The sequence below is a fragment of the Polaromonas sp. genome (genome assembly GCF_018780625.1).
Taxonomy (GTDB): domain Bacteria; phylum Pseudomonadota; class Gammaproteobacteria; order Burkholderiales; family Burkholderiaceae_C; genus Polaromonas.
Genome location: NZ_JADMJK010000036.1, coordinates 6,143 through 21,726 on the forward strand (window position 1 = coordinate 6,143; position 15,584 = coordinate 21,726).

General features: G+C 61.2%; 13 protein-coding genes. 1 reads left to right on the forward strand and 12 read right to left on the reverse strand.

The features are described 5' to 3' along the window. From IV091_RS02885 to IV091_RS02940, 12 genes are all read right to left on the reverse strand, one after another. A partial coding sequence (locus IV091_RS02885) for a PaaI family thioesterase (protein ID WP_293464867.1) occupies positions 1–368 on the reverse strand: 368 nt, incomplete at its 3' end. Positions 369–375: 7 nt separating this feature from the next. Continuing rightward, positions 376–1,167, reverse strand: a complete 792-nt coding sequence (locus IV091_RS02890; protein ID WP_293464869.1) for an SDR family oxidoreductase — start codon at positions 1,165–1,167, stop codon at positions 376–378. Positions 1,168–1,337: 170 nt separating this feature from the next. After that, positions 1,338–1,568: a hypothetical protein gene (locus IV091_RS02895; RefSeq protein ID WP_293464872.1), complete on the reverse strand. Its 231-nt coding sequence runs from the start codon at positions 1,566–1,568 to the stop codon at positions 1,338–1,340. Beyond that, entirely contained in the window at positions 1,568–3,400 is a 1,833-nt protein-coding gene (locus IV091_RS02900; protein WP_293464875.1) for an acyl-CoA dehydrogenase, read from the reverse strand. The genes IV091_RS02895 and IV091_RS02900 overlap by 1 nt, the downstream gene beginning before the upstream one ends. 99 nt (positions 3,401–3,499) lie before the next feature. Continuing rightward, a complete protein-coding gene (locus IV091_RS02905; protein ID WP_293464878.1) occupies positions 3,500–4,675 on the reverse strand; it encodes an acetyl-CoA C-acyltransferase in 1,176 nt (391 codons plus the stop codon). A gap of 15 nt (positions 4,676–4,690) precedes the next feature. Then, positions 4,691–6,790, reverse strand: coding sequence for a 3-hydroxyacyl-CoA dehydrogenase NAD-binding domain-containing protein (locus tag IV091_RS02910; protein WP_293464881.1), 2,100 nt, complete (start codon positions 6,788–6,790; stop codon positions 4,691–4,693). Positions 6,791–6,966: 176 nt separating this feature from the next. Beyond that, complete coding sequence (locus IV091_RS02915; protein ID WP_293464884.1) at positions 6,967–7,674, reverse strand: ABC transporter ATP-binding protein; 708 nt, start codon at positions 7,672–7,674, stop codon at positions 6,967–6,969. Positions 7,675–7,676: 2 nt separating this feature from the next. Further along, the gene (locus IV091_RS02920; protein WP_293464887.1) at positions 7,677–8,483 is read right to left on the reverse strand and encodes an ABC transporter ATP-binding protein; all 807 of its coding nucleotides are present in this window, start codon (positions 8,481–8,483) and stop codon (positions 7,677–7,679) included. After that, positions 8,480–9,790 (reverse strand): branched-chain amino acid ABC transporter permease, encoded by a 1,311-nt coding sequence (locus tag IV091_RS02925; protein ID WP_293464890.1) that lies wholly within the window; start codon positions 9,788–9,790, stop codon positions 8,480–8,482. The genes IV091_RS02920 and IV091_RS02925 overlap by 4 nt, the downstream gene beginning before the upstream one ends. Before the next feature lie 7 nt (positions 9,791–9,797). After that, positions 9,798–10,751: a branched-chain amino acid ABC transporter permease gene (locus IV091_RS02930; protein ID WP_293464893.1), complete on the reverse strand. Its 954-nt coding sequence runs from the start codon at positions 10,749–10,751 to the stop codon at positions 9,798–9,800. Between the two features lie 106 nt (positions 10,752–10,857). Continuing rightward, positions 10,858–12,165, reverse strand: coding sequence for a branched-chain amino acid ABC transporter substrate-binding protein (locus tag IV091_RS02935; RefSeq protein ID WP_293464896.1), 1,308 nt, complete (start codon positions 12,163–12,165; stop codon positions 10,858–10,860). 143 nt (positions 12,166–12,308) lie between these two features. Continuing rightward, the gene (locus tag IV091_RS02940; RefSeq protein WP_293464899.1) at positions 12,309–13,937 is read right to left on the reverse strand and encodes a 3-(methylthio)propionyl-CoA ligase; all 1,629 of its coding nucleotides are present in this window, start codon (positions 13,935–13,937) and stop codon (positions 12,309–12,311) included. Between the two features lie 206 nt (positions 13,938–14,143). Between IV091_RS02940 and IV091_RS02945 the strand changes: the two genes are divergently transcribed. Continuing rightward, positions 14,144–15,584, forward strand: a 1,441-nt coding sequence (locus IV091_RS02945) for a protein adenylyltransferase SelO (RefSeq protein ID WP_293464902.1), incomplete at its 3' end; no start/stop codon positions are given.

Here is a 15,584-nt window from a genome sequence, read left to right on the forward strand (position 1 = left end):
CCCTGCACGTCGTACAACGTGGCTTCGGTAAAAGCCATCGACTTGGTGCGGTGCATCAGTCGTCCCCTGGCCGTGAGCTTGCTGCCGTCGCCGGGCGCGGGCTGCATGAAGCTGGTTTTCATCTCGATCGTGACCACGCCCATGTCTTTTTGAACACTGCGCGCCGCCACCGCCATGGTCACATCCATCAGCGTCATGACGGCGCCGCCGTGCGTGACGACAAAGGAGTTCAGGTGCTCGGGCCGCGGCGTGTAGCCGATGGCCGATTCGCCGCCCTCGAACAACTCCAGCACAAAGCCGAGGTGGGTCACAAAGGGAATTTCTGTACCGAAGCTCAAGCTTGCTTCGGGCTCAGCTGAATGCGTCATGCTCATGCTAGCCCCCCGTCACCACCGACACGCCCCCGTCAACCGCCAGCCACTGCCCGGTGATGTGCTTGCCCGCATCCGATGCATACAGCACGCACAGGCCCTTCAGGTCTTCGTCGTCGCCCAGTCGGCCCAGCGGGGCGTGGGCGGCGAGTTTTTCCTCGCCCATGGCTTTGAGCGTGCCCATGGTCATCTTGCTCGGGAAAAAGCCAGGACAAATCGCGTTCACGGTGATGTTGTACGCGCCCCATTCGCACCCCAGCGCCCGGGTGAAGTTGATGACGGCGCCCTTGGAGGTGTTGTAGGCAATGGTGGTCATCTCGCGCGGGTTGCCGCCCAGGCCGGCAATCGAGGCGACGTTGATGATGCGCCCCGACTTGCGCGGGATCATGCTGTGCTTGGCAATATGCTGCGACAAGATGAAGTAACCGCGGACATTGAGGTTCATGACCTTGTCCCAGGCGTCCACCGGGTGGTCTTCCGCGGGTGCGCCCCAGGCGGCGCCGGCGTTATTGACCAAAATATCGACATGGCCGAAGCGCTTGATGGTTTCATCAGCAAGCGCGCGAATGTCAGCTTCCTTCGAGCAATCAGCAGCAATCCAGTCCACGTCGATGCCGGCAGCTTTCAATTCTGCCGCCGACTCCACCAGGTCCTCGGCCTTGCGCGAGCTCAGCATGACACGGGCGCCGGCCTCGCCCAGCGCCTGGGCTAGTTGCAGCCCCAGGCCGCGCGAGCCGCCGGTCACGAGTGCGGTCTTGCCTTTGAGGTCAAACAGTTGCTGAATGGTACGGGTCATGCACAGTCTCCTTGGGTTTCTTGGGTTTCGTCGTTAAGGTCAGGGCGGGTGCCGCGCGAAGCGCCTGGCGTCCATGCGGCGCAGCCCTCAAAATCAGAGTAAAACACAACATTGTTGTGGGCGGCCCTGACAACTGTCCGGGTGGCGACTTCAACAACCAGCGCGCGGAATCATGGCTTTGGGTTGATTCTTGATCGCAAATAGATCAAAAAGAAACCAAGCGCCGCCGCGATGCCGCCGCCATACACCATCCACTCGCCGGTGGCGCCGTCCATATCCTGAACAAACAGGCCGAACACCAGCGTCAGCAAGCCACCGTAGATCAGCACCCAGATCAGGCTGTGAAAGCGCGCCATGGCCTTGCTGATCGTGCTGTTGGTCGATTTTTTGAAATAAGACATCAGAAGGCCTCCTCAGGCAGGTTAGCGCAGGTCAGGTCGCGGTTTTGGACCACGTTCAGCCATGCGCCGATTTTGGGCAACTCATAATGATAAAAATAAGCCATGGCCCCTATCTTACCGAGGGTAGAAGCTACTGATTTAGTAGCATCGGCACGCAGCGCAGCCAGTCCCACGTCCAGCCAGATCCAGGCCAGCACTGTGTGGCCAAACGCTTGCATGTACGGCACGGCATTGGCCAGCGCGTCGCCCGGCGTGCCGGTCGCCCACGCGGCTTGGGTGGCATGCGACACCTGCTGCAGGGCTTGCGCCAGCGCGCGCGCATGGCCGGCCAGATCGGGCACCCGCAGCGCGCGTTCGGCCGTTGCGTTGATGCGGGCTGTCAGCAGGGCAAGCCCCCTGCCCTCTTCCATCAGCACCTTGCGGCCCAGCAGGTCCATCGCCTGAATGCCGTGCGTGCCCTCGTGGATCATGTTCAGGCGGTTGTCGCGCCAGTATTGCTCCACCGGAAAATCGCGGGTGTAGCCGTAGCCGCCATGCACCTGAATCGCCAGCGAATTGGCCTCCAGGCACCACTCGCTGGGCCAGCTTTTGGCAATCGGCGTCAGCACTTCAAGAAGCAGGCGCGCCTCGTCGGCGGCCTGCGGCTCGGCGGTGTGCTGCTCGTCCACCAGCCGGGCGCAATACAGTTCCAGCGCCAGTGCGCCTTCGCAATAGGATTTTTGCGCCAGCAGCATGCGTTTGACATCGGCGTGCTCGATGATGCGGCTTTGCGGCGCGGACGCGTCCTTGCCGGCACCCGTGATGGGCCGTCCCTGTGGCCGGTTCCTGGCGTAGTCCAGGCTGGCGTAGTAGCCCGCCATGCCCAGCATGGTGGCGGCCGTACCCACACCGATGCGCGCCTCGTTCATCATGTGGAACATGCAGCGCAGGCCCTGGTGCGGCTGGCCGACCAGGTAGCCGACGGCGCCCGCCTGGCCATCCACCGGGTACTTGCCCTCGCCAAAGTTGAGCAGCGTGTTGGTGGTGCCGCGCCAGCCCAGCTTGTGGTTCAGGCCGGCCAGCGCCACGTCGTTGCGCACGCCGGTCAGTTCACCGCGCGTGTTGACCATTTTCTTGGGCACGATGAACAGCGAAATGCCGCGCGTCCCGGGAATCAGCTTGCCGTCCGGTCCGGGAATCTTGGCCAGCACCAGGTGAATGATGTTGTCGGTCAACTCATGCTCGCCGGCGGAAATCCACATCTTGTTGCCCTTGAGGCGGTAGCGGGGTCCGAGCGGCTCGGATTCGAAATAGGCGCCGTCGGGCAGCGCGCGCGTCGTCACGTCACTGAGCGAGGAGCCCGCTTGCGGCTCCGACAGGCACATGGTTCCCGAAAAGCGGCCTGAAAACTCATTCTTGGCAAACACTTCTTTTTGCAGGTCGGTGCCATGCACCATCAGCAAGTTGGCATTGCCCGTGGTTAGCATGCCCGAGCCGATGCTGACCGACGCCATCGCAAAAAAGGCATTGGCCGCCGCCTCAACGGTGTAGGGCAACTGCATACCACCGCTTTCGTAATCTTGCGCCGCGCTGAGCATGCCCGAGGCGGCGTAGGCCTTCTGCGCATCGTGCGTGGCCTGCGGCAAGATGACTTTTTCACCATCAAAGTGCGGCTCCTGCGTGTCGACCAGCCGGTTGAAGGGCGCGTATTTTTCGCGGGCAATGCGCTCGCAGGTGTCAAACACCGCATCAAAGGTTTCGCGGCTGTGGTCGGCAAAGCGCGCGCGCTGACGCAAGGATTCGGCATCAAGCCACTGGTAGAGCAAAAAATCAACGGTGGAACGCAAGGACATGGCTGACCTTCATGAGAGGAAAAAGGCAGGAAAAAAAATGGGCCGACGCATGCAAAAAATCGCATGCTCGGCCCGGCGGGGTGCTTGAACAGCCAGCCCTTACAACACTTCGAAAATGCCGGCGGCGCCCATGCCGCCGCCAATGCACATGGTCACGCAAACGCGCTTGACGCCGCGCCGCTTGCCTTCAATCAGCGCGTGGCCGGTCAGGCGCTGGCCGGTGACGCCGTAGGGGTGGCCGACCGCAATCGCGCCGCCGTTGACGTTGAGCTTGTCCATCGGAATGCCCAGCTTGTCCGCGCAGTACAGCACCTGCACGGCAAACGCCTCGTTCAGCTCCCACAGGTCGATGTCGCTGACCTTCAGGCCCAGCTTGGCCAGCACCTTGGGGATGGCGAAGACCGGTCCAATGCCCATTTCGTCGGGCTCGCAGCCCGCAACGGCAAATCCCAGAAAGCGGCCCAGCGGCATCAGTCCCTTTTTCTCGGCCACTTTTTCATCCATCACCACCACAGCGCCGCCGCCATCGGAAAACTGGCTGGCGTTGCCGGCGGACACCAGGCCACCCGGGATGGCCGAGCGCAAGCCGCTGATGCCTTCCTTGGTGGTGCCGGCGCGAATGCCTTCGTCCTGGCTGACCGTGACCTGTTTGGTGGTCAGTCCCATCACCGGGTCCGCCACGCCCATGGTGACGGTGATCGGGGCGATTTCGGCCTCAAACAGGCCGGCGGCCAGTGCGGCCGTGGCTTTTTGCTGGCTGGAAGCGCCGTATTCGTCCATGCGCTCGCGTGAAATGCCGTAGCGCTTGGCGACCTGCTCGGCGGTTTGCAGCATGTTCCAGTAGATCTCGGGCTTGTTCTTGGCCAGCCAGTCTTCACGCAGCATGTGGGTGTTCATTTCCTGCTGCACGCAGGAGATGCTTTCAACCCCGCCGGCCACAAAAATGTCGGCTTCGCCGGAAATGATGCGCTGGGATGCCAGCGCGATGGTTTGGAGGCCCGACGAGCAAAAACGGTTGACGGTCATGCCCGACACGGTGATGGGGCAGCCTGCGCGCAGTGCAATCTGGCGCGCAATGTTGGCGCCGGTGGCGCCTTCGGGCGTGGCGCAGCCCATGATCACGTCATCGACTTCGGCCGCCTCAATGCCGGCGCGGGCAATGGCGTGCTGCACGGCATGGCCACCCAGGGTGGCGCCATGCGTCATGTTGAAGGAGCCCTTCCAGCTTTTGGCCAGGGGGGTGCGGGCGGTGGAAACAATTACAGCTGAAGTCATGAAAATCTCCGGAAATTAATTGAACGTCTTGCCTTCGGCGGCGAGCCGGGCCAGCAGCGGCGCGGGTTGCCAGAACTTGGCGTCGTCCAGCGGGTTTTGCGCAAAGCGGTGCATGGCCTGCACCACGTTGAAGAGGCCGAGCTGGTCGGCGTAGAGCATGGGGCCACCCCGGAATATCGGGAAGCCATAGCCCATCAGGTAGACCATGTCGATGTCGCTGGCCTTGTTGGCAATGCCTTCTTCCAGGATGTGGGCGGCTTCATTGACCAGCGCAAACACCAGGCGCTGCACGATTTCCTCGTCGGAGATCTTGCGCGGCGTGATGCCCAGCGAGGCGCGGTGCGCTTCGATCATCTGCACCACTTCGGCGCTCGGAATCGCGTCGCGCTTGCCGGGCAGGTAGTCGTACCAGCCGGCACCGGTTTTCTGGCCAAAACGGCCTTTTTCACAGAGCAGGTCAGCCGTCTTGCTGTACTTCATGTCCGGCTTTTCCTGGTAGCGGCGCTTGCGAATGGCCCAGCCAATGTCGTTGCCAGCCAGGTCGCCCATGCGGAACGGTCCCATGGCAAAGCCAAACTTTTCGGCGGCCTTATCGACCTGCTCCGGCGTGCAGCCTTCGTCCAGCAGGAAACCACCCTGGCGGCCGTACTGCTCAATCATGCGGTTGCCGATAAAGCCGTCGCACACGCCGGACACCACGGCCGTTTTCCTGATTTTCTTGGCCAGTGCCATCACGGTGGCCAGCACATCCTTGCCGGTTTTTTCACCGCGCACCACTTCCAGCAGCTTCATGATGTTGGCCGGGCTGAAAAAGTGCATGCCCACCACGTCTTGCGGGCGCTGGGTGAAGCCGGCGATCTGGTTCACGTCCAGCGTGGAGGTGTTGGACGCCAAAATTGCACCGGGCTTCATGACGCGGTCCAGCTCTTTGAAGACCTTTTCCTTGACACCCATTTCCTCGAAGACCGCCTCGATCACCAGGTCGGCGTCTTTCAGGTCATCGTAGCTCAGCGTGGTGCTGAGCAGGCCCATGCGCTGCTCGTACTTGTCCTGCTTGAGCTTGCCTTTCTTGACCTGCGCTTCGTAGTTCTTGCGGATGGTGGCCAGGCCGCGGTCCAGCGCTTCCTGCTTCATCTCCAGCATCCTGACCGGGATGCCGGCATTCAGGAAGTTCATGGCAATGCCGCCGCCCATGGTGCCGGCGCCAATCACGGCGATCGACTTGATCTCGCGTTGCGGGGTGTCCGCAGGCACGTCTGGAATCTTGGAGGCAGCGCGTTCGGCCATGAAAATATGGCGCAGCGCCCGGCTTTCAGGCGTCCACATCAGGTTGATGAACAACTCGCGCTCAAACAGCATGCCGTCTTCAAACTTGCGCTTGGTGGCGGCTTCCACGGCATCGACGCATTTGAGCGGCGCCGGAAAGTTCTTGGCCATGCCCTTGACCATGTTGCGCGCAAACTGGAAATAGGCGTCGCCTTTGGGGTGCTTGCACGGCAGACTGCGTACCAGCGGCAGCGGACGCGTGTCGGCAATCGACTGGGCAAAGACCAGCGCCTCTTCTTGCAGGGACTCCGCCGAACTGGCCATTTTGTCGAACAGTTTCTGGCCGGGAATCTGGGCCAGCAGCTCGCTCTTGACGGGCTCACCGCTCACAATCATGTTCAGTGCGGGTTCCACGCCCAGCGCGCGCGGCAGGCGCTGCGTGCCGCCAGCGCCGGGCAACAGGCCCAGCTTGACTTCAGGCAGCGCCACGCTGCAGCCTGGCGCTGCAATGCGGTAGTGGCAGCCCAGCGCCAGTTCCAGGCCGCCGCCCATGCAGACCGAATGAATCGCGGCCACCACGGGTTTGGATGAATTTTCCACCGCTGAAATGACGCTGAGCAGGTTGGGCTCCTGCATGGCCTTGGGCGAGCCAAACTCCTTGATGTCGGCACCGCCCGAAAAGGCCTTGCCGGCGCCGGTGATCACGATGGACTTGATGGCCGCATCTGCATTGGCTTTTTGCAGGTTGTCGGTGATGCTCAAACGGGTGGCATGGCCAAGTCCGTTGACGGGCGGGTTGCTCAGCGTGATGCGCGCCACGGTGCCATGAACTTCGTAGTGGGTTGTCATTGAAGTGTCTCTTTCCTTGATTGAAAATTCAGTTACCTGGACCTGTGGGTGCAAAATCAGCATCCACCGACGAAAATAGTACGACCGTTCTTTTTGCTATTGTAGGGTTGCTTCAAGACGGCGCAAGAGGCGCATGGCCCGGTTTGTCCCTGCGGTGACAAGCCGGGCAGGCCTTTTTACACTTCAAGCCATTCCTTTCGGATGTAGCTGTCGGCCCGCAAGCTGTCGGGTGTGCCGTCAAACACGATGCTGCCATGGCCCATCACCAGCGCACGGTCTGAAATGACCATGGCAATCGTCAGTTTTTGCTCGATCAACAGCACCGAAATGCCCTTGGCTTTCAGCGTCTGCAGGTATTGCCCCACCAGTTCCACAATCTTGGGCGCCAGGCCTTCGGTTGGTTCGTCAATGATGATGAGGTCCGGGTCGCCCATGAGCGTGCGGCACAGCGTGAGCATCTGCTGCTCGCCCCCCGACAGCACGCCGGCCTCGGTGTGCTGGCGCTCCAGCAGCCGCGGGAACATGGTGTACATATCCTTGAATGACCAGCGCGAGCCTTTGCCATTGCCCTTTTGCCCCAGCAACAGGTTTTGATGCACCGTGAGCTTGGGAAAGATGTCGCGGTTTTCGGGCACGTAGCCAATGCCGAGGTGGGCGATCTGGTAGGCCTTTTTCCCGACGATTTCCCCCTCGAATTGCCTGGCTTTCCAGACGATGGAGCCCTGGCAATCGACCAGGCCCATGATGGCCTTGGCGGTGGTTGATCGGCCCGAGCCGTTGCGGCCCAGCAGGGCCACGATTTCGCCCGGCTGCACATTGAACGAAACGCCATGCAGCACATGGCTTTTGCCGTAATAGGCGTGGAGGTTATTAATGGTCAACATGTTCAGTGCCCTGCGCCTTGCTGGTCAGCGACCGATGAACCCAGATAGGCTTCCTGCACACGCTGGTCAGCGCGCACGGCCTCGGGAGTGTCGTACGCGATGATTTCTCCATACACCACCACGGCAATTTTGTCGGCCAGGCCAAACACCACGCCCATGTCGTGCTCTACGGTCAGCAGCGTCTTGCCCGCAGTCACTTCCTTGATCAGGCCGATAAACCGGCTGGTCTCCGAGCGGCTCATGCCGGCGGTCGGCTCGTCAAGCAGAATCACGCCCGCGCCGCCCGCAATCGTGATGCCGATTTCCAGGGCGCGCTGCTCTGCATAAGTCAGGTTGGTGGCCAGCACGTCGCGTTTTTTGTCGAGCTTGATCATGCCCATCAACTCGTCGGCCCGCGCATTGGCATCATCCAGGTCGGCCAGGAACTTCAGGAAGGTGTACTTGTAGCCCAGGCTCCAGAGCACGCCGCAGCGCAGGTTTTCAAACACGCTGAGCTTGGGAAAGATGTTGGTGATCTGAAAGCTGCGTGACAGCCCGAGCCGGTTGATCTCGAACGGCTTTTTGCCGTTGATGCACTGGCCATTGAGCAGCACTTCGCCGCTGCTGGGCTCGAAGCGCCCGCTGATGAGGTTGAACAGCGTGGACTTGCCGGCCCCGTTGGGCCCGATGATCGCGACCCGTTCACCCGCTTTGACGGCCAGGTTGGCACCGCGAATGATCTCGGTCTTGCCGAAGTTCTTGCGCAGGTCTTTCAGTTCCAGCGAATACCGGGCGCCGGCGTTTTCAGCCCTTACAGAGTTCATGCTCATAGCGACTCCCTCCGCTTGATTTCTTTTTCAATCTCGTTTTGTATCTCGCCCCACTGCGTCAGGAACTGCCGGCGCGTGAGTTCAAACAGGCCCAAGCCGGTCAGCATCACAAATCCCGCACCCAGCCAGCTGTTGAGGTTGCTGGCGTTGAGCTTGATCCCCACAAAGCTCAATTCAGCGCCCAGCGCCGCATTGAGTTGCAGGTGATACACCATTTCCACCATGGCGGCGGCGCCCAGCATGGCGGCCAGCCCCGTGACAGCCAGCCCCAGGTAACCCACCCACAACGCCCTGAGTTTGCCAAAGGCGGCAACCCGCAGGTTCATCATGATCAGGCTGGCGATGCCGCCGGGGGCGTACATCACCATGAACAGAAAGATCAGGCCCACATAGAGCAGCCAGGCCATGGTCAGTTCCGACAGCAAAATCAGCGCCAGCACCAGCAAGCCGGCACCAATGATGGGGCCAAAAAAGAAGGTGGCGCCGCCCAAAAACGTGAACAGCAGCAGGCTGCCCGAACGCACGCCGCTGACCACCTCGGCCGTGACGATTTCGGAGTTGATGGCGGCCAGCCCGCCGCCCACGCCAGCAAAAAAACCGGCAATGATGAAAGAGTAGTAGCGCACGCGCTGGGTGTTGTAGCCAATGAACTCGACCCGCTCGGGGTTGTCGCGCACCGCGTTCAGGATGCGGCCCAGAGGGGTGCGGGTAAAAGCGAACATCGCGGCGGTGCAAATGAAACAATACACCGCAATCAGGTAGTACACCTGAATCTGTGGACCGAAGCTGATGCCCCAAAACGCCTGGCCATAGGTGCGGTTGGTGGTGATGCCGCCTTCGCCGCCAAAAAACTCGGGAAACATCAGCGACATGGCAAACACCAGCTCGCCCACGCCGAGGGTGATCATGCCAAAGGTGGTGCCCGCCTTTTTGGTGGTGACGTAGCCCAGCAAAGCCGCAAAGAACAGCCCTGACAAGCCCCCCACCAGCGGAATCAGCGGCAATGGAATATAAAACTTGCCGCTGGCTGCCAGGTTCATCGCATGAATGGCCAGGAAGGAACCCAGCCCGGCATACACCGCATGCCCAAAACTGAGCATGCCGCCCTGCCCCAGCAGAATGTTGTAGCTCAGGCAGACGATCACGAGGTAGCCCGCCTGGGACAGCATGGTCAGGGCCAGGCTGCTCTTGAACAGCAGCGGCGCCACCATCAGCAGCAGGGCGTAAAACGTCCAGACCACCCAACGGCCGACGTTATAGGGTTTGAATTGGTAAAACTGGTTGGTCATTTTCTGGGTTTTCAACATGGAATACTCACCCTTCCCGCGTGCCAAGCAAGCCTTTGGGCCTGAAAATCAAGATCAGCACCAGAAACAAAAAGGGCAGGATGGGCGCAACCTGGGAAATGGTGAGCTTGAGCACGGGGTAGCCAAACGTCTCAGGCGTGACGACATAGCTGAAATGCGCCAACAGCGACATCAGCGACTGGTCCATCGCCACCGCGAACGTCTGGATCAAGCCGATCAGGATGGACGCCAAAAACGCCCCGCTGAGCGAGCCCATGCCGCCAACCACCACCACCACGAAAATGATTGCGCCTACCGAGCCGGCCATGGCGGGCTCGGTAATGAAGGTGTTGCCGCCCACCACGCCGGCCAGCCCCGCCAGGGCCGCACCGCCGCCAAATACCAGCATGAAGACCCGGGGCACGTTGTGGCCCAGCGCTTCTACCGTCTCGGGGTGCGTGAGCGCCGCCTGAATTACCAGGCCGATGCGCGTGCGCGTCAGCAGCAGCCACATGCTGGCCAGCATGACGATGGAGATCAGCATGATGAAGGCCCGGGACTTCGGAAAATTGGTGCCGAACACCGTGAACAGCGGCCCCTGAAGACCTGCGGGCAACACATAGTTGACCGCCGAGCGGCCCCACACCAGCTGAACCAGCTCCAGCAGCAGGTAAGACAGGCCAAACGTCACCAGCAACTCCGGGACATGGCCAAACTTGTGGACCTTGCGCAGGCAAAAGCGCTCAAAGGCCGCGCCCATCACAAACACCAGCAAGGGCGCAAGCAGCAGGGACCACCAAAAGCCGACCACCTGCGAGGTGCTGAAGGCAATGTAGGCGCCCACCATGTAAAAAGAGGCGTGCGCAAAATTGAGCACGCCCATCATGCTGAAGATCAGCGTCAGCCCTGAACTGAGCATGAACAGCAGCAGCCCATAGCTCAGGCCATTGAGAAGCGAGATGGTAAAGAACTCAAGATTCATGGGTAAGCGCCTCAAGCGGGTGCGCACTTGCACACGGGCAGATAAATAAAAAAGGCCCGAGGATGGGTCGGGCCTTGCAGGGTGAGCGCCGGCTTATGTCAACGCATCATGAAGGACGCTTCATCTGGCAGGACGTTGGCGTGCTGGCCACATAGGGCTCGTAGTACTTCACGGGCACGAAGGTGTAGCCCGTGTTCTCAGCGTCGTAGGGGTATTTGCCACCGGCCTTTTCCCAGCGGTCTATAAAAAGGCCCTGCTGCAACTGGTGGTCGGTCTTGCGCATTTCCACATCGCCATTAAAGCTCTTGAAACGCAGGCCTTCCATGGCCTTGGCCACCACGGCGGGCTCGGTCGACTTCGACTTGGCCATGGCCTCGGTCAGAATCGCAAAGGCGTGATAGACCGCACCCGTGTAGAAGTCGTCGTTGAACTTCTTCTTGTAGTCCGCCATGATTTGCTGGATCTCGCCGCCCATGTTCAGGTGGTTGTAGGACACCTGGTAGACACGGCCTGCCGACGCCGCGCCCATGGCGGTCGGGGTGCCGGTGACACCGCCGTAGTAGGTGTAGAACTTCACGTTGTTCAGGCCCGACTCATTGGCGGCCTTGATCAGCAGCGTCAGGTCAGATCCCCAGTTGCCGGTGATCACCGAGTCAGCGCCCGACTGCTTGATTTTGGCGATGTAGGGTGCAAAGTCGCGCACCTGGGCGAGCGGGTGCAGGTCGTCGCCCACCACCTGGATGTCAGGGCGCTTGGTTGCGAGGTTGAGCTTGGCAAACTTTGAAACCTGCTGGCCGTGCGAGTAGTTCTGGTTGATCAGGTAGACCTTCTTGATCTCGGGCTGGTCCTTGATGTAGGCCGTGAGCGCTTCCATTTTCATCGAGGTGTCGGCATCCAGGCGGAAGTGCCAGTAGTCGCATTTGCTGTTGGTCAGGTCCGGATCCACAGCGGCGTAGTTGAGGAAAACCACTTCCTTGCCCGGGTTGCGCTCGTTGTACTTGGACAGCGCGTCAATGATGGCCAGCGCCGGGCCGGAACCGTTGCCCTGCACCACGTAGCGCGCGCCCTGGTCGATGGCGGACTTGAGCGCATTGGTGGTCTCTTGCGGGCTCAGCTTGTTGTCGATGCCGATGATCTCGAACTTCACGCCAGCCTTGTTCTTCTGGCTGAAACGCTCGGCCAAAAACTGAAAGCTCTTGAGCTGGTTGGTTCCAACGGCGGCCATCAGGCCGGACAAGGGGTCGAGCCAGGCGATTTTGACCGTCTGATTCAGGTTGACCGCCGCGCCCGCAGCTGGCGCCGCATTGACAGCCTTGGCAGGCGCCTGGGCCAGCGTCAGGCCGGTGTACAACATAGCCGACGCGGCTACGGCAATACCAAAATGCCGACGGAAAAAATGTCTCTGAGTGCTCATCCCTTGTCTCCTGAAAATGTGGGAACTACGAGTGAAATCAACTGGAACGCTTGAAGGTTAGGGCAATAAAGAGGGCCGGCCTTCAGGGATTGCCCTAGCTGATGTCGCTCGTGTGACTGGACTTGCACCCGCGCAGGCGCCCCTCACACTTGCGGCAGCCTGTAGTCTTTCAGCATTTCACGAAGCCGCGTCTTGAGCATCTTGCCGGTCGCGCCCATGGGCATGGCATCGATAAACACCACGTCATCGGGGACTTGCCATTTGGCCGTCTTGCCCTCGTAAAACGCAATCAGCTCGTCACGCGAGACCTCCATGCCGGGCTTCTTGACCACCGCAATGATCGGCCGCTCGTCCCACTTGGGGTGCGCAATGCCAATGCAGGCGGCCATGGCCACGGCCGGGTGCGCGACCGCAATGTTTTCAATGTCGATGGAGCTAATCCATTCGCCGCCCGACTTGATGACGTCCTTGCTGCGGTCCGTGATCTGCATGTAGCCATCGGCGTCGATGGTGGCCACGTCGCCGGTCGGAAACCAGCCGTCCACCAGCGGGTTTCCGCCCTCCCCTTTGTAGTAGTCCTGCACCACCCACGGGCCTTTGACATGCAGGTCGCCAAAGGTCTTGCCGTCCCACGACAACTCCTTGCCCGCCGCATCGACGATCTTCATGTCGACACCAAAAATCGCGCGCCCCTGCTTCAGGCGGATTTTCATTTTCTCGTCAGCACTCAGGCCGTCATGCTTGTTCTTGAGGGTGCACAGCGTGCCCAGCGGGCTCAACTCGGTCATGCCCCAGGCGTGAAGAACTTCCACGCCATAGTCTTCCTGAAAAGCGTGAATCATGGCGGGCGGGCAAGCCGAGCCACCGATCACGGTGCGGCGCAGCGTAGAGAACTTCAGGCCCGCAGGCTTCATGTGGCCCAGCATCATTTGCCAGACCGTGGGCACGCCTGCGGCGTAGGTGACCTTTTCCGCCTCGATCAGCTCATAGATCGACTTGCCGTCCATGGCAGGGCCGGGAAACACCAGCTTGGCGCCGGTCAGTGCCGCCGAGTACGGAATGCCCCAGGCGTTGACGTGAAACATCGGCACCACCGGCAAGATAGAGTCGCGGGCGCTCAGGCACATCACGTCGGGCAGCGCGGCCGCGTAGGCGTGCAGCAGCGTTGAGCGGTGGCTGTACAGCGCCGCCTTGGGGTGGCCCGTGGTGCCGCTGGTGTAGCACATGCTGGAGGCCGTATTTTCATCAAACGTAGGCCAGGCGTAGTCGCTGGTCTGCGCACCGATCCAGCTTTCATAGCTCTGCAGACCAGGAATGCCGGAATCGGCCGGGAGCTTGTCGGCGTCGCACAGCGCGATGTAGTGCTTGATGGTGGTGCATTTGCTGTGCACGGCCTGCACCAGGGGCAGAAAGCTCAGGTCAAAACACAGGACCTGGTCCTCGGCATGGTTGGCAATCCAGCCAATCTGGTCGGGGTGCAAACGCGGGTTGATGGTGTGCAGCACCCGGCCCGAGCCGCTGACGCCGTAGTAAAGCTCCAGGTGCCGGTAGCCGTTCCACGCCAGCGTGGCCACGCGGTCGCTGAAGGCCAGCTTCAGACCATCCAGCGCGCGGGCGACCTGGCGCGACCGATGGGCCACATCCTTGTAGGTGTAGCGATGCAGGTCGCCCTCCACGCGGCGCGAAACCACTTCAGCGTCGCCATGGTGGCGTTCGGCAAACTCGATCAGCGATGAGATCAGCAGTGGCTGGCTTTGCATCAAACCTAACATGTCTTGTTCCTTTGGTGCCCGGCTGGGCGGGTTGTGAATGGGAATGTCTCCGCATTGATGGTAACGCGCACTCCATGCAAAACCACCCGCGCAATCCCCCGCCCGCGCCACCTTGGCGACACGGCGCAGGCCCGCGCCGTGCTAGCGGCCACAGCGGACTTAACCCTGCGCGCGCGGGGCTGCCAGCCCCATAGCACAATGCGCCCATGATCAATGCCATCCATGCCGCCTCCACCGCGCCAAACCCTGCGGCGCCGGACCTGAAGTGGACCCACAGTTTTGCCGCGCTGGGCCCGGATTTTTATACGGCGCTCCAGCCCTCGCCGCTGCCCGCGCCGTATTGGGTCGGCCGCAGCCGCGCCCTGGCGCGCGAACTGGGGCTTGAAGAGCACTGGCTGGAGTCAGTCGACACGCTGGCGGCGCTCACCGGAAACCAGCCCTTGCCAGGCGCCCGTCCGCTGGCCAGTGTGTACAGCGGCCACCAGTTTGGCAACTGGGCAGGGCAACTCGGCGACGGCCGGGCGATCGCGCTCGGCGAGATTGCCACCCCGCGTGGCCCGCAAGAAATTCAGCTCAAGGGCGCGGGACGCACGCCCTACTCCCGCATGGGCGACGGCCGGGCCGTGCTGCGCAGCTCGATTCGCGAATTCTTGTGTTCCGAGGCCATGCACGGCCTGGGCATCCCCACCACCCGCGCGCTGTGCGTCACGGGCTCAGACGCCGTGGTGCGGCGCGAAGAACTGGAGACGGCTGCCGTAGTGACGCGCACAGCGCCCAGTTTCATTCGCTTCGGTCACTTTGAGCACTTCAGTTTCAGCGATCAGCACGACCAGCTCAAGACCCTGGCCGACTACGTCATCGACCGTTTCTACCCGGCCTGCCGTGACACGCCGCAACCCTACGCGGCGCTGCTTGAAGCCGTCAGCGAGCGCACCGCGCACCTGATGGCCGCCTGGCAGGCCGTGGGCTTTTGCCACGGCGTCATGAACACCGACAACATGAGCATCCTGGGCTTGACGATGGACTACGGCCCGTTCCAGTTCCTGGACGCGTTCGACCCCAACCACATCTGCAACCATTCCGACACGCAGGGCCGCTACGCCTACAACAAGCAGCCCAACATGGCCTACTGGAACCTGTTTTGCCTGGGCCAGGCCCTGCTGCCATTGATTGACGACCAGGACCAGGCACTGGCCGCGCTGGAATCCTACAAGAGCGTCTTTCCCGAGGCGCTGCAAGCCAGGATGCGCGCCAAGCTGGGCCTGACGGACGCAGAGCCCGAAGACGATGCCCTGATCGAAAGCACCTTCAAGCTGCTGGCCAGCAACCGGGTCGACTACACGATTTTCTGGCGCCGTTTATGCGGTTTTACGGCGCAAAGCGGCCATGAGCCGGTACGCGATATGTTTTTTGACCGCGAGTCGTTCAACGCATGGGCGATGCAATATTCAGAGCGCATTGCGTCCGCAGATACTGGGCTCAGGGCCAATTTGATGCTTAAAAGCAACCCCAAGTTCGTGCTGCGCAACCATGTGGGCGAAGAAGCCATACGGGCTGCGAAACTAAAAGACTTTTCCGTCGTCAATACCTTGCTGAGCTTGCTGCAAGCCCCATTTGATGAACACCCTGGCCATGAACACTTTGCCG

Coding starts and splice junctions, on each gene's coding strand:
- IV091_RS02925 (WP_293464890.1), bottom strand. CDS start 9,790: ATGTTGAAAACCCAGAAAATGACCAACCAGTTTTACCAATTCAAACCC.
- IV091_RS02890 (WP_293464869.1), bottom strand. CDS start 1,167: ATGACCCGTACCATTCAGCAACTGTTTGACCTCAAAGGCAAGACCGCA.
- IV091_RS02930 (WP_293464893.1), bottom strand. CDS start 10,751: ATGAATCTTGAGTTCTTTACCATCTCGCTTCTCAATGGCCTGAGCTAT.
- IV091_RS02940 (WP_293464899.1), bottom strand. CDS start 13,937: ATGTTAGGTTTGATGCAAAGCCAGCCACTGCTGATCTCATCGCTGATC.
- IV091_RS02905 (WP_293464878.1), bottom strand. CDS start 4,675: ATGACTTCAGCTGTAATTGTTTCCACCGCCCGCACCCCCCTGGCCAAA.
- IV091_RS02910 (WP_293464881.1), bottom strand. CDS start 6,790: ATGACAACCCACTACGAAGTTCATGGCACCGTGGCGCGCATCACGCTG.
- IV091_RS02935 (WP_293464896.1), bottom strand. CDS start 12,165: ATGAGCACTCAGAGACATTTTTTCCGTCGGCATTTTGGTATTGCCGTA.
- IV091_RS02900 (WP_293464875.1), bottom strand. CDS start 3,400: ATGTCCTTGCGTTCCACCGTTGATTTTTTGCTCTACCAGTGGCTTGAT.
- IV091_RS02920 (WP_293464887.1), bottom strand. CDS start 8,483: ATGAGCATGAACTCTGTAAGGGCTGAAAACGCCGGCGCCCGGTATTCG.
- IV091_RS02895 (WP_293464872.1), bottom strand. CDS start 1,568: ATGTCTTATTTCAAAAAATCGACCAACAGCACGATCAGCAAGGCCATG.
- IV091_RS02915 (WP_293464884.1), bottom strand. CDS start 7,674: ATGTTGACCATTAATAACCTCCACGCCTATTACGGCAAAAGCCATGTG.